This is a genomic window from Enterococcus sp. DIV1368d (genome assembly GCF_050542975.1).
Lineage (GTDB): Bacteria > Bacillota > Bacilli > Lactobacillales > Enterococcaceae > Enterococcus_D > Enterococcus_D casseliflavus.
Map to the genome: position 1 here is coordinate 252747 of NZ_CP172939.1, position 14643 is coordinate 267389.

Genomic DNA, 14643 nt, shown 5'->3' on the forward strand with positions numbered 1-14643 from the left:
GAAAGCTACGGGTTTTCATGAGGATAGTAATCATCCTAAGCAATAGCAATTATTTTTTTGACATGATGAATGGTTTGTATAAGCGAATTAGAAAGTAAGGATGTGAGTAATTTGGCTGAGGAAAAATATGTTGTAGAAATGCGTCATATCACCAAAGAGTTTGGAACGTTCAAAGCCAATGACGATGTCAACTTGCAAGTAAGGCCAGGAGAAATCCACGCATTGCTTGGTGAAAATGGAGCGGGCAAGTCGACCTTGATGAATATGCTGTCAGGATTATTGGAACCAACATCTGGTGAAATCTGGATGAATGGTGAAAAAGTGAATATCACGAGTCCGACCGCAGCAAACAAATTGGGGATCGGGATGGTGCATCAGCATTTCATGCTGGTAGACGCCTTTACTGTAACAGAAAATATCATTTTGGGGAGCGAACCACATCATCTCGGTGTGTTAGATCGCAAGAAAGCCCGCAAAGAAATCAAAAAAGTTTCTGAACAATATGGTTTATCGGTTGATCCAGATGCTTATGTGCGTGACATCTCTGTCGGGATGGAACAACGGGTAGAGATTTTGAAGACTCTTTACCGCGGCGCAGATGTACTGATTTTTGATGAACCAACGGCAGTTTTGACACCGCAAGAAATCGAAGAGCTGATCGAGATCATGCGCGGATTGGTGCGTGAAGGCAAATCGATCATCTTGATCACCCACAAACTGGATGAGATCAAAGCGGTGGCAGACCGTTGTACAGTTATCCGTCGGGGACAAGGGATCGGCACCGTCAATGTCAAAGACGTCAGCTCACAACAGTTGGCCGATATGATGGTTGGTCGTTCTGTGTCCTTCAAGACACCGAAGAAAGAAGCGTCACCAAAAGAAGTCGTGCTTTCTGTTGAAAACTTAGTTGTAAAAGAAAACCGTGGCTTAGAAGCAGTCAAAAACTTAAGCTTAGAAGTACGTGCAGGTGAAGTATTGGGGATTGCTGGGATCGATGGCAATGGGCAATCAGAGCTGTTACAAGCCATCACTGGTTTACGGAAAGTCGAAAGCGGCAAGGTCTTGCTGAATGGTGATGACATCACCAACTTCAAGCCTCGGAAAGTCACCGAAGCCGGCGTTGGTCATGTGCCAGAAGACCGCCATAAATACGGACTTGTCTTGGATATGATGTTATCAGAAAACATCGCCTTGCAAACCTACTACAAAAAACCTTTGAGTAATGCAGGTGTCTTGGATTACGGAGAGATCAACGAGTTTGCTCGTGACTTGATTCAAGAATTTGACGTACGAACAGTCAACGAGATCGTACCAGCACGGGCATTGTCCGGCGGGAATCAACAAAAAGCGATCATCGCACGAGAAATCAGCCGCGATCCTGATCTATTGATCGTTGCCAATCCGACCCGTGGGTTGGATGTTGGAGCGATCGAATTTATCCACAAACGCTTGATTGAACAGCGGGATAAGTTCAAAGCGGTATTGTTAGTCAGCTTTGAATTAGATGAAATTTTGAATGTATCAGACCGCATTGCTGTTATTCATGCTGGTGAGATCGTTGGGGTCGTTGATCCGAAAGAAACATCAGAGAAAGAGCTTGGCTTGTTGATGGCAGGGTACTCCTTGGAGGAAGCAAGACGAGAGCTGCAAATGGAGGAAGTAGGTGGTTCGGTTGAATAACCGCAAAGAAAAGATCCGCAATATATTAGTGCCGATCATCGCTGTCTTGTTGGGATTCGTCCTTGGCGGGATCATCATGGCGGCCTTCGGCTACAGCCCAATCACAGGGTATACACAAATGTTTCGGACCGTTTTTATCAACGGACAAACAGGTGGGTTAAATGCCCGCAACATTGGTGAGATTTTTGTTACAGCAGGACCATTGATCTTTACCGCTCTGGGGTTTGCCGTTGCAAACTCAGCCGGATTCTTCAATATCGGTCTTTCTGGTCAAGCGCTAGCAGGTTGGGTTGCCAGTATCTGGGTAGCACTAGCGATGCCAGATGCGCCTCGGTTGGTGGTCTTGCCATTAGCCGTGATCGTAGGGGCTTTATGCGGGGCGATCGCAGCTGCGATTCCTGGTTTCCTACGGGCATTCTTTGGAACAAGTGAAGTCATCGTGACGATCATGATGAACTATATCTTGCTTTATACGGGGAACCATTTAGTCAATAATGTGATGAGCGAATCCATGATCACGACAAAAGGGGTCACAAAAATGGTGGGGGAAAATGCCTCCATGCAGACGCCGTTTCTAGCAAGCATCACGAGCAACTCTCGCTTGAACTTAGGGATCTTCTTAGCCTTGATCTTCTTAGTTTTGGTTTGGTTTTTGATGAAAAAGACCACTCTTGGTTATGAGATCCGCGCGGTGGGCTTGAACCCAAGCGCTTCTGAATATGCGGGGATGAGCAGCAAACGGACGATCATTATCTCCATGATCATCTCTGGAACGCTTGCTGGATTAGGTGGAGTCGTTCAAGGACTAGGAACGTTTGAAAACTTCTTCGTTCAAGGGTCATCATTGAGCATCGGGTTTGACGGTATGGCTGTATCCTTGTTAGGAAGCGGCTCATCGATCGGAATCTTGCTTTCAGCCCTCTTGTTCAGTATTTTGAAATTAGGTGGACAAGGCATGCAGTTTGCAGGTATTCCATCTGAATTAGTCGATGTCAATATCGCAATTATTATTTTCTTCGTAGCGATCAGCTTTGTGATTCGTTTCTTGTTGGCAAAAATCTTTGACGGCAAAAAAGAAGCGCTGGTCGTACAGGAGATTGAAGCCCAACCAAACGATCAAGATCAGGAAGGAGGAACCATCTAATGGATATTAGTTTAATTTCTTCGATCGTCACTCAAACATTGATTTATGCGTCTCCTCTGATTTTGACGGCGCTAGGTGGCGTGTTCTCAGAGCGCAGCGGGATCGTTAACGTGGGTCTTGAAGGAATCATGGTTATGGGTGCTTTTAGCTCGATTGTTTTCAATATTGAATTTGCGTCACAATTTGGTGCGTGGACACCGTGGTTAGGGATGCTCGTCGGCGGACTTGTCGGTGTGGTTTTCTCCTTGCTGCATGCGGTGGCAACCATCAACTTCCGTGCCGACCACATCATCAGTGGTACGGTGATGAACTTGATGGCACCAGCTTTGGCTGTGTTCTTAGTTAAAGCGATCTACAACAAAGGGCAAACGGATAACATCCAACGGACATTGGGGTATTTCAACTTCCCGATTCTTAAAGATATTCCTATCATTGGCCCGATTTTCTTTAATCAAACGTTCCTACCGGCATACTTCGCCATTTTGATCTCAGTGATCGCGTGGTTCGTGATTTTCAAAACACGCTTTGGGTTGCGTCTTCGTTCTGTCGGTGAGCATCCTCAAGCAGCTGATACCTTAGGGATCAATGTTTACGTGATGCGCTACTCAGGCGTCTTGATCTCTGGATTCCTTGGTGGGATGGGCGGTGCCTTGTTTGCTCAATCGATCGCGGGTCGCTTTGCCGTGACAACGATCGCCGGTCAAGGGTTTATCTCGATGGCTGCGATGATCTTTGGTAAATGGAATCCACTTGGTGCGATGGGAGCAGCGATTTTCTTCGGTTTCGCGCAAAACATCAGTATCGTAGGTGGCCAGCTGCCAATCATCTCTTCCATTCCAGCGGTTTACTTACAAGCTGCACCTTATGCCTTGACGATCATCGTGCTCGTTCTTTTCCTTGGAAAAGCTGCTGGTCCGAAAGCTAACGGGAAGAACTACATTAAATCTAAATAATTTTTTCAGTATGAAAGGGTGGGGCTATGGGACATGAATGTGTTGCTGTGTCCTGCCCTTTTTCTATCCTCTGGGTGAAAGGAACGCGTCAGGAAATTTCCAAAGCAACCCAGCGCAATTTTTGCTTAAGTTTAGTATGATAGAGGTAGTAGATCCGCTTGTAAAAGCATAAAATAAAGAAAGTAGGGAATAGAATGTTTAAACGTGTACACTTGATCGTGATGGATTCAGTCGGAATTGGTGAAGCACCTGATGCGGCAGCTTTTGGTGATGTCGGTTCAGATACATTAGGCCATATTGCAAAAGAAGCAGGCTTAACGATCCCTCACTTGGAACAATTAGGCCTAGGTACGATTCGTCCTTTAGAAGGCGTAAAGGCGGTAGCTGACCATGATGGGTATGCAACCAAATTGGAAGAAGTTTCTGTTGGGAAAGATACGATGACGGGGCACTGGGAGATCATGGGCTTGAATATCCAAAAGCCTTTCCGCGTATTTCCAGATGGGTTTCCCGATGAATTATTGCAACAGATCGAAGAGTTCTCTGGACGCAAAATCGTCTGCAATGCGCCGTATTCTGGGACAGCAGTCATTGATGACTTTGGCGAACATCAAATGAAGACCGGCGATCTGATCGTTTACACCTCGGCTGACCCAGTGTTGCAGATCGCCGCGCATGAGGAAATCATTCCATTAGAAGAATTGTATCGTATTTGTCAGTACGTTCGGGACATCACGAAAGATGAGCCATACATGATCGGCCGCATCATCGCGCGTCCGTATGTCGGTGAGCCTGGAAACTTTACTCGTACGAGCAATCGTCATGACTACGCACTTGATCCATTTGGCCATACAGTGTTAGATTCCTTGAAAGAAGCTGGAAAAGACGTGATCGCCGTTGGAAAGATCAATGATATCTTCAACGGGCAAGGAATCACCGATTCTGTACGGACGAAGAGCAACATGGACGGTGTGGATCAGTTACTGAAGGTGATGAAACAAGACTTTACGGGTCTAAGCTTTACGAACTTGGTCGACTTCGATGCGCTTTATGGTCACCGTCGCGATGTTGTAGGGTATGCCCATGCCATTGAAGATTTTGATTTGCGTATTCCAGAACTTTTAGAAGCAATGGGAGACGAGGATCTGTTGTTGATCACAGCTGACCACGGCAATGACCCAACCTTTACGGGAACGGATCACACGAGAGAATATGTGCCATTATTAGCGTACAGCAAGAAATTCCAAGGCCAAGGCAAATTGCCACAAGGCTACTATGCGGATATTTCCGCAACGATCGCTGAAAACTTTGGTGTTTCAGCTACAGAAAACGGAACAAGCTTTTTACAACATTTAAACTAGAGGTGATGAAATGACAACGTTACATGAGAAATTACAAGAAACAACGGCATTTATCCAAGAAAGCGGCGTCGGTGAAGTGGAATTTGGGTTGATTTTAGGATCTGGCTTAGGTGAATTAGCCGATGAGATCGAAAACCCAATCGTATTGCCTTATAACGATATCCCGCATTTTCCTGTTTCGACAGTGGTCGGTCATGCAGGACAATTGGTCTATGGAACATTAGCTGGGAAAAAAGTCTTAGCGATGCAAGGACGATTCCATTATTATGAAGGCCATTCGATGCAGACGGTCACTTACCCCGTCCGTGTGATGGCGGCATTGAAAGCTCATTCTTTAGTCGTGACGAATGCCTGTGGCGGCGTAAACGAAAGCTTCCAGCCTGGAGACTTGATGTTGATCACCGATCAAATCAACTTTATGGGGGACAACCCACTGATTGGTGAAAACGAAGAAGAAATGGGGCCACGTTTCCCAGATATGAGCCAAGCCTACCATTTGCCTTATCGGGAAGCGGCACAAAAAGTTGGTGCATCAAAAGGATTGCACTTAAAAGAAGGCGTTTATATGGGCTTCTCAGGTCCTACGTATGAAACGCCAGCAGAGATCCGCTTTGCTCGGACGATCGGTGCCGATGCTGTCGGTATGTCGACTGTCCCAGAAGTGATCGTTGCTGTTCACAGTGGCTTGAAAGTCTTAGGTGTTTCTTGTATTACAAACTTGGCTGCTGGTATGCAAGCGAGCTTGAATCATGAAGAAGTCGTGGAAACGACGGAACGGGTCAAGGCAGAATTTAAAGCGTTGATCAAAGAAACGTTAGCAGTACTATAAAAAGCAGACCAAAGGAGAAAAACGAATGAGCGTTCATATCGAAGCAAAAGCAGGAGAGATCGCAGACAAAATCTTGTTACCAGGTGATCCACTGCGGGCAAAATATATTGCTGAAACATTTTTAGAAGACCCGATCTGTTACAACAATGTTCGGGGAATGTTGGGCTATACAGGCGTTTATAAGGGCGAGCGGGTCTCTGTCCAAGGAACTGGCATGGGCATGCCTTCAGCGAGTATCTATGCCCATGAATTGATCAACTCTTACGGCGTGAAGAAATTGATTCGGGTCGGTACGTGTGGTGCCATTTCAAAAGATGTCCACGTGCGTGATCTTGTGATTGCCCAAGCGGCAGCAACAAGTTCATCGATGGTAGCAAAAAACTTCCAAAGTTTCCATTTCCCACCAATCGCTGACTTTGCACTGTTGCGTAAAGCCTATGATACAGCGATTGAATCAGGATTTACGACTCACGTCGGTAATATCTTATCTGAAGATACCTTCTACAAAGATGACATGACGGAAACGTTACAGTTGGCAGACCTTGGGGTGATGGGTGTTGAGATGGAAGCCGCAGCCTTATACTATTTAGGGGCGAAATTCCACGTTCAAACCTTAGCGATCTGTACCGTCAGCGACCACATCATCACTGGAGAAGAAACAACGCCAGAAGAAAGACAAACGACATTTAACGACATGATCAAAGTTGGCTTAGAAACAGCGATCGCGTAAAAAAGATACCACAGGATCGGTGCATGAACGATGCGAAGGCTGCTTGCTTTTGATAGAGCAAGCAGTCAAATCGTATTGGTTTGCATGCAACCGAGAATGTGTTATCTTTTTTTGTTGGCAAAAAGCCACGAAGAAGCGTTGCACTTTTGCCAGAAAATGGTTTAATGAAAAGAAAAGGTGTAAAAAGGAGACGAGACAATGAATAATTTTACGTTTCATGTAACGACGGACATTCGTTTTGGGAAAGATCGTCTGAACGAGCTGCCAGAAGTACTGAATACATTTGGAAAAAACGTCTTGCTAGTCTATGGTGGCGGCAGTATCAAGAAAAACGGCTTGTACGATGCAGTCATGGCGCAATTGACTGCCAACGGCAATCAAGTCACTGAATTGACTGGTGTCGATCCAAATCCACGAATCGAAACCGTTCGTCAAGGAGCCGCTCTTTGTCGTTCAGGAAAGATCGACGTCATTTTAGCTGTTGGCGGCGGTTCTGTAATTGATTGCAGCAAAGTGATCGCTGGGGCGGCTTGCAGTGAGCAAGAGCCTTGGGACTTAGTTCTTTCCAGAAGCTATCAAGGACCAGCGATTCCATTAGTAACGATCTTGACCCTTGCGGCTACTGGCAGTGAAATGAATCGCGGCGCGGTGATCTCTAATCTAGAAACGAAACAAAAACTTGGTGTTCACGGACCCGAATTTTTACCGAAAGTATCTTTTTTAGATCCAACAACGACCTTTAGTGTCAGTCGCTATCAAACGGCTGCCGGTTCAGCGGATATCATGAGCCATCTGATTGAAAATTATTTCAGTAAAACAGAAGGAACAGATGTCCAAGACGGTGTAGCAGAAGGATTGCTAAAAGCAGTCATTAAAAATCTGCCCATCGCATTAAATGACCCCACAGACTATGATGCACGGGCGAATTTGATGTGGGCGAGCACCTTAGCCTTAAATGGTTTGACTGGAAGCGGCAAGGGTGGTGCTTGGTCTTGTCATGCGATGGAGCATGAGTTGAGTGCGTTTTATGACATTACCCATGGTATCGGCTTAGCGATCCTGACCCCACGCTGGATGCTTCATGTGTTGAATGAAGAAACGGCGCCGAAATTTGCGCGGTTTGCCAGAGAAGTCTTTGGTGTCCAAGAAGCAGTGCCAGAATTAGCTGCCCGAATGGGGATTCAAAAACTGTATGACTTTTTTGCTTCTTGCGATATTCCGATGACTTTGCCAGAAGTAGGGATCGCCGATGACACCCATTTTGCTGAAATGGCGGCTCAAGCAGTTCAATTCAGCTCTATTGCAACAAATGCGTATGTACCGCTGCAAGAAGAAGACGTGATTGCAATCTACCAAGATTCCTTGACTCCTTCAACCTATCTTTAATCATAAAAAAGACCGTTCCTGCGACTTGGTTGTCGCGGAGCGGTCTGTTTATTTACCCTTCAGAAGAAAAAGCCAAACGCGCCATTAGCTGATCTGCAATCAAGGCGTGTCCAGCAGGAGTGGGGTGCACCCCGTCATCGCCTGTCAGTGCCTGCGGGGAGCTAGCAACGGCTGCTTCGGCAAACAAGCCATCCAGCGGCAGCAGCTGACAATGAAAGGCGGCAGCTAAGCGACGAACGATTTGGATTTTCGGATCAAGATCGATTCGCCAAGTTTGGCGATCCTCAGGATATGGCAAAACAAAAGGTTCCAGCAAGAAAATACGCGTGATCCCCTGTTGGGTCACTTGTTCCAGAATTTGACGGTAGGTTGCCTCAAAGGACGTTGCCGCAGCTTCTGAACCAAAATCGGGACCACCGGCATTGTGCCACGTGTCGTTGATCCCAATCATAAAGACCAAGACGTCAGGCGCTAATTGAAGGCAATCTTCTTGGAGACGGGCTAAGACGTCGGCAGCTTTGTTGCCGCCGATCCCCCGATTATAAAAGGTAAATCCTGCAGTGGGGAATGTTTCTGCCAGCTGATCGGCAACGAGACGGGCAAACCCATGTCCTAAATCGTGGGGATCTTGGCGATCACGATCGCAATCTGTGATGCTGTCACCTAAAAATAAAACGGTATCATTTTTGACTAGTTTCATAATAAGCTCCTTTCGAGTACGCCCTCAATTATAAAAGAGGGGGGAGGAAATGCCAATAAAAAAACTGCCCTTTTTTAAAAAAGGGCAGCGATAAGCGAGGCTTATAAGTAGTATTTTTTCGCAACAGTCAAATCATCGTTCAATTCATAAACAAGTGGTTGACCAGTTGGGATCTCAAGATCCATGATATCTTCGTCAGAAATACCTTCGATATGTTTTGCTAATGCACGTAGAGAGTTTCCGTGAGCCGCAACTAAGACAGTTTTGTCGTCTTTTAATGCTGGGGCGATTTCATCTTGCCAGAAAGGCAATGCACGTTCTAAAGTAACTTTTAAGTTTTCTCCACCAGGTACGTCGCGAGGGTCAAGCATTGCATAACGACGGTCGTTTGCAGCAGAACCTTCATCTGAAGCTTCCATCAATGGAGGTAAAACATCGTAAGAACGACGCCAGATGTGTACTTGTTCGTCACCGTATTTTTCAGCAGTTTCTTTTTTATTTAAACCTTGTAATTTACCGTAATGACGTTCGTTTAAGCGCCATGATTTGATCGTTGGTACCCAAAGTTGATCAGAATATTCTAAAATGTAATTACAAGTTTTGATGGCACGAGTTAAAACAGATGTGTAAGCAACGTCAAATTCGATGCCTGCTTCTTTGATTTTACGTCCGCCTTCGATTGCTTCTTCGACACCTTCTGGCGCTAGATCAACATCAGCCCAACCGGTAAACTGGTTTAATTTGTTCCATTCGCTTAGTCCATGACGAGAAAATACTAATTTTGGCATGTAAAACTCTCCTTTAGATATTCGATATTTTTCTGAAATTTTCAATTCCGTATTTATTGTACACTCTTTCTCAAAGAATTTCCATGGTTTTGGAGGAAAAGCTGGGGGAAAACGCCATTCTTAAGGAAAAACAAAAGGGGATCATTAAAAAGAGGACCGCTTTTGTTTCATGCTGTTCCAGGGGGAGTCGACAACTATGAACGTAACTTGTTCCATTCTTCTTCGGATAATTTTATGTATTTATAGCATGTACCTACAGAAACACCGCATTTTTCAGAAATATATTGAATCGTTTCTTTTTTCTCGTAGTACAATTGACGGATTTTTTTGATCGTTTTCGGATCGATTTTTGGACGACCGCCAATTTTGCCTTTTTTGCGGGCTTTATTTAAGCCGACCAGCGTGCGCTCTTTGATGAGTGAGCGTTCCATGATCGCAAGTCCTTCCATTAAATTGAAGTAAACCTGTCCCATCGGACCGCGGGTATCGATTTGTTCTGCCAGTGAAACCAGATGAAGCTCTCGCTGTTTTAATAGATCAGTGAGATCGGTCAGCTGTCTGGTGGTTTTCCCTAAACGATGCAGTTCCGTAACGACTAAGGTGTCGCCGGGTTGCATTTGTGCCACCACTGACTCCAATGAATGATTTTCTTCACTTTCTTCCACGCTAAATGTCTCATGGAAAAATTCATGACACCCGAATTCTTCGAGCTTGTTTAATTGTTCACTTGTTGAGTTGTCGGTGATCGTTGAACGAGCATAGCCTATGATTTTCATAAACCCTCCTACCTTTCCCTTTTTATTGAATGTATCATAATTATTTCTTAAATGATAGGGTAATTTGCACAAAAAATAATAAAAATTAAGTCGATTGAAGAAAAATAACGAAAAAAAGAGAAGCATTATCGCTCCTCTTTTTTGTTTCCTTTATCTAACGTGCTTGGTACTCGGGCCTTCAGGCAATCCAACAATGATCGTATGGACCATATCCAAAAACAGACCGTGTTCAACCACGCCTACTGTAGCATCTAATTCCTGTGCCAACTCAGTAGGGGCGGTGATCGTTTCTAGATGAAGATCAATGATGTAATTGCTGCAATCGGTTTTTAACGGTTCGCCTTCTTCATTCAGACGCAGTTTTGGATGGTAGTTTTTCTTCTCGAACAGACGCAACAGCTGTTGGCTGCCATAAGGGATCACTTCCACTGGCAACGGGAAGGCACCAAGTGTTTCGACCATTTTCGATTCATCAACGATCCACAAGACTTTTTTGGAGTTAGACGCCACGATTTTTTCGAATAAAAGGGCTGCACCGCCGCCTTTGATGCCATGATAATCCTGGCTGATCTCATCTGCACCGTCGATCGTTAGATCCACAGCGTCCACTTCATCGATGGTGCGAATCGGGATACCTAATCCTTCTGCTTGTTTTTTCGATGCCCAAGAAGTTGGGACACCCGTGATCGATAGACCTTCTTCTTTTACACGTCGACCCAGTTCTTCAATCATGTAGTAGGCTGTTGAGCCAGTGCCCAAGCCAACCACCATGCCATCTTTTACATAACTAGCCGCTTCAATGCCGACCATTTCTTTTAGGTTCATTTTCTTCCCGCCTTTTTTAAATAAATGCTTTGTCTCTATTATATAGGAAGAAGCGCAAAATTTGCGGATTTTTTCGTAACAGATTTCTTTTGAAAAAAGCCTAGGAGGATACTTGACAGGTAAGAATAAGCATGATATTCTATCAAAGGTGCTTTATCTACAGGTCTCTCGTTGGAGACGTGCTGACTGTCTATCAAAGCATAGTTGATATGAATGCAGAGAATGCATTATTTTTTATCGCAAAAAAAGAACCACCTGGATGTGTGGGACTATAAAGCGAATCAAGGAAGGAGGACAACTAGGGATGCCTACAATTAATCAATTAGTACGTAAACCTCGTAAATCCAAGGTTGAAAAATCAAATTCACCAGCATTGAACAAAGGATATAACAGTTTCAAGAAAGCTCAAACGAATGTTAACTCACCTCAAAAGCGTGGGGTAGCTACTCGTGTGGGAACTATGACACCGAAAAAACCGAACTCAGCTCTACGTAAATATGCGCGTGTTCGTTTGTCAAACTTGATTGAAGTGACAGCTTATATTCCAGGTATCGGACACAACTTACAAGAACACAGCGTGGTCTTGTTACGTGGTGGACGTGTAAAAGACTTACCAGGGGTACGTTACCATATCGTTCGTGGTGCATTGGATACTGCCGGTGTTAACGATCGTAAACAATCTCGTTCTAAATATGGTACAAAACGTCCTAAAGCTTAATCTTTAAGACAAACAGATCAAATGAATCTTATTTAAATCAGAACTGATATCTCGGAAGGAGGAGTTACGGATGCCTCGTAAAGGTCCTGTTGCAAAACGTGATGTTTTACCAGATCCTATTTATAACTCAAAATTAGTAACTCGTTTGATCAACCGTGTAATGGTTGATGGTAAACGCGGTGTTGCTGCAAATATTATCTACAATGCTTTTGGCATTATCAAAGAATCTACAGGAAATGATCCATTGGAAGTTTTCGAACAAGCAATGAAAAACATTATGCCTGTATTGGAAGTTAAAGCTCGCCGTGTCGGTGGTTCTAACTACCAAGTACCAGTAGAAGTACGTCCTGAACGTCGTACAACTCTAGGTCTTCGTTGGGTGGTAAACTACGCTCGTTTGCGTGGCGAACACACAATGGAAGAACGTCTTGCAAAAGAAATCATGGATGCAGCGAACAACACTGGTGCTTCTGTGAAAAAACGCGAAGACACACACAAAATGGCGGAAGCCAACCGCGCATTTGCTCACTATCGTTGGTAAGATCCTCACTGCTTTTTATTGGAAGGTACTGAGACAACCTTAGCTTAAGTTAAGTAAGAATGAGAGGGGAACAACCTAGAATGGCAAGAGAATTTTCGCTAGAAAAAACTCGTAATATCGGGATCATGGCCCACGTTGACGCTGGTAAAACAACGACAACTGAACGTATCCTTTATTACACAGGTAAAATCCATAAAATTGGTGAAACACATGAAGGTGCTTCTCAAATGGACTGGATGGAACAAGAACAAGAACGTGGGATCACAATCACTTCTGCTGCGACAACTGCGCAATGGAAAGAAAACCGCGTAAATATCATCGACACACCAGGACACGTGGACTTCACAATCGAAGTGCAACGTTCATTGCGTGTACTTGATGGTGCTGTAACTGTGTTGGACTCACAATCAGGTGTAGAACCTCAAACAGAAACAGTTTGGCGTCAAGCGACAGATTACCGCGTACCGCGTGTTGTATTCTGTAACAAAATGGACAAAATTGGTGCAGACTTCTTATACTCTGTATCAACTTTACATGATCGTTTACAAGCAAATGCTCACCCAATCCAATTACCAATTGGTGCGGAAGATGACTTTACTGGTATTATCGACTTAGTAAAAATGAAAGCTGAAATCTACACAAATGACTTAGGAACTGAAATCCAAGAGACTGAAATTCCTGAAGAATACGTAGAATTAGCTGAAGAATGGCGCGAAAAATTAATCGAAGCTGTTGCTGATACTGATGAAGAACTAATGATGAAATTCTTGGAAGGTGAAGAAATCACTGAAGAAGAATTGAAAGCTGGTATTCGTCAAGCAACATTGACTGTTGACTTTTTCCCTGTTCTTTGCGGATCTGCCTTTAAAAACAAAGGGGTTCAATTGATGTTGGATGCAGTCATCGACTACTTGCCTTCACCACTTGATGTTCCTGCGATTAAAGGGATCAATCCTAAAACAGACGAAGAAACTGATCGTCCGGCTGACGATGAAGCACCATTTGCTTCATTAGCATTTAAAGTAATGACTGACCCATTCGTAGGTCGTTTGACATTCTTCCGTGTGTATTCAGGTATCTTGAACTCTGGATCATACGTATTGAATGCTTCAAAAGGCAAGCGCGAACGTATCGGTCGTATCCTACAAATGCACGCCAACACTCGTGCTGAAATCCAAACAGTATACTCAGGCGATATCGCCGCTGCTGTTGGTTTGAAAGACACAACAACTGGGGATACACTATGTGATGAAAAATCACCAGTAATCCTTGAATCAATCGAATTCCCAGAACCAGTTATCGAAGTCGCTGTTGAGCCTAAATCAAAAGCTGACCAAGATAAAATGGGGGTTGCTTTACAAAAACTTGCTGAAGAAGATCCATCATTCCGTGTGGAAACAAACGCTGAAACAGGCGAAACTGTTATCGCTGGTATGGGAGAACTTCACTTGGACGTCTTAGTTGACCGTATGCGTCGCGAATTTAAAGTTGAAGCAAACGTAGGTGCGCCTCAAGTTTCTTATCGTGAAACATTCCGTGCAGCAACACAAGCGGAAGGTAAATTTGTACGTCAGTCTGGTGGTAAAGGTCAATACGGTCACGTATGGGTCGAATTTACACCAAACGAAGAAGGTAAAGGCTTCGAATTCGAAAACGCGATTGTCGGTGGTGTGGTTCCTCGTGAATACATCCCAGCAGTTGAAAAAGGACTTGAAGACTCAATGGCGAACGGTGTCTTAGCCGGTTACCCATTAGTAGACATCAAAGCAAAACTTTATGATGGTTCATACCATGATGTCGATTCAAGTGAAACTGCCTTCCGTGTTGCAGCTTCTATGGCTTTACGTGCTGCAGCGAAGAAAGCAAACCCAGTAATTCTTGAACCAATGATGAAAGTAGTTATCACTGTACCAGAAGATTACTTAGGTGATGTTATGGGTCACGTAACTGCTCGTCGTGGACGCGTAGAAGGAATGGAAGCACACGGTAACTCACAAATCGTGAACGCAATCGTGCCATTAGCTGAAATGTTCGGTTACGCAACAACACTTCGTTCATCAACACAAGGTCGCGGTACGTTCATGATGACATTTGATCACTATGAAGATGTACCTAAATCTGTTCAAGAAGAAATCATCAAGAAAAACGGCGGCAAAGCTGAATAATTGATGGAAGTATAGGAAATTAAGTAAAAAGCTATATTTTTTTCTGA

14 protein-coding genes are annotated in these 14643 nt (G+C 44.3%); 10 read left to right on the forward strand and 4 right to left on the reverse strand.

Annotation, left to right across the window (positions count from 1 at the left end; genetic code table 11):
* Positions 1-69 precede the first annotated feature (69 nt).
* From IGJ44_RS01155 to IGJ44_RS01185, 7 genes are all read left to right on the forward strand, one after another.
* Positions 70-1680 carry an ABC transporter ATP-binding protein gene (locus IGJ44_RS01155; protein ID WP_005232559.1) on the forward strand — a complete coding sequence of 537 codons (1611 nt, stop codon included), beginning with the start codon at positions 70-72 and terminating at the stop codon, positions 1678-1680.
* Positions 1673-2824 carry an ABC transporter permease gene (locus IGJ44_RS01160; protein WP_005226844.1) on the forward strand — a complete coding sequence of 384 codons (1152 nt, stop codon included), beginning with the start codon at positions 1673-1675 and terminating at the stop codon, positions 2822-2824. Before IGJ44_RS01155 ends, IGJ44_RS01160 begins: the two co-directional genes overlap by 8 nt.
* Positions 2824-3777, forward strand: a complete 954-nt coding sequence (locus IGJ44_RS01165; protein ID WP_005232556.1) for an ABC transporter permease — start codon at positions 2824-2826, stop codon at positions 3775-3777. The genes IGJ44_RS01160 and IGJ44_RS01165 overlap by 1 nt, the downstream gene beginning before the upstream one ends.
* 194 nt (positions 3778-3971) lie before the next feature.
* A complete protein-coding gene (deoB, locus tag IGJ44_RS01170; protein WP_142967950.1) occupies positions 3972-5138 on the forward strand; it encodes a phosphopentomutase in 1167 nt (388 codons plus the stop codon).
* Positions 5139-5148: 10 nt separating this feature from the next.
* On the forward strand, positions 5149-5967 hold the full coding sequence (locus tag IGJ44_RS01175) for a purine-nucleoside phosphorylase (RefSeq protein ID WP_005226849.1): 819 nt from the start codon (positions 5149-5151) through the stop codon (positions 5965-5967).
* A 25-nt stretch (positions 5968-5992) separates the two neighbouring features.
* The gene (deoD, locus tag IGJ44_RS01180; RefSeq protein WP_005226852.1) at positions 5993-6697 is read left to right on the forward strand and encodes a purine-nucleoside phosphorylase; all 705 of its coding nucleotides are present in this window, start codon (positions 5993-5995) and stop codon (positions 6695-6697) included.
* A gap of 198 nt (positions 6698-6895) precedes the next feature.
* Entirely contained in the window at positions 6896-8083 is a 1188-nt protein-coding gene (locus tag IGJ44_RS01185) for an iron-containing alcohol dehydrogenase (RefSeq protein ID WP_167826623.1), read from the forward strand.
* A gap of 52 nt (positions 8084-8135) precedes the next feature.
* Here IGJ44_RS01185 and IGJ44_RS01190 read toward each other — a convergent pair whose 3' ends face one another.
* From IGJ44_RS01190 to rpiA, 4 genes are all read right to left on the reverse strand, one after another.
* On the reverse strand, positions 8136-8783 hold the full coding sequence (locus tag IGJ44_RS01190; protein WP_167826624.1) for an SGNH/GDSL hydrolase family protein: 648 nt from the start codon (positions 8781-8783) through the stop codon (positions 8136-8138).
* A gap of 101 nt (positions 8784-8884) precedes the next feature.
* Entirely contained in the window at positions 8885-9571 is a 687-nt protein-coding gene (gene gpmA / locus IGJ44_RS01195; RefSeq protein ID WP_005226871.1) for a 2,3-diphosphoglycerate-dependent phosphoglycerate mutase, read from the reverse strand.
* A 194-nt stretch (positions 9572-9765) separates the two neighbouring features.
* On the reverse strand, positions 9766-10347 hold the full coding sequence (locus IGJ44_RS01200) for a recombinase family protein (protein ID WP_005226873.1): 582 nt from the start codon (positions 10345-10347) through the stop codon (positions 9766-9768).
* 150 nt (positions 10348-10497) lie between these two features.
* Positions 10498-11172 carry a ribose-5-phosphate isomerase RpiA gene (rpiA, locus tag IGJ44_RS01205; protein WP_010748612.1) on the reverse strand — a complete coding sequence of 225 codons (675 nt, stop codon included), beginning with the start codon at positions 11170-11172 and terminating at the stop codon, positions 10498-10500.
* A 304-nt stretch (positions 11173-11476) separates the two neighbouring features.
* On the opposite strand from rpiA, the gene rpsL reads away from it, so the two are divergent.
* The 3 genes from rpsL to fusA all read left to right on the forward strand — a co-directional run bounded on the left by rpsL (position 11477) and on the right by fusA (position 14596).
* Positions 11477-11890, forward strand: coding sequence for a 30S ribosomal protein S12 (gene rpsL / locus IGJ44_RS01210; RefSeq protein ID WP_003127956.1), 414 nt, complete (start codon positions 11477-11479; stop codon positions 11888-11890).
* Between the two features lie 70 nt (positions 11891-11960).
* The gene (gene rpsG / locus IGJ44_RS01215; protein ID WP_003127957.1) at positions 11961-12431 is read left to right on the forward strand and encodes a 30S ribosomal protein S7; all 471 of its coding nucleotides are present in this window, start codon (positions 11961-11963) and stop codon (positions 12429-12431) included.
* 80 nt (positions 12432-12511) lie between these two features.
* Positions 12512-14596 carry an elongation factor G gene (fusA, locus tag IGJ44_RS01220; RefSeq protein ID WP_005226900.1) on the forward strand — a complete coding sequence of 695 codons (2085 nt, stop codon included), beginning with the start codon at positions 12512-12514 and terminating at the stop codon, positions 14594-14596.
* The last annotated feature ends 47 nt before the right edge of the window (positions 14597-14643 follow it).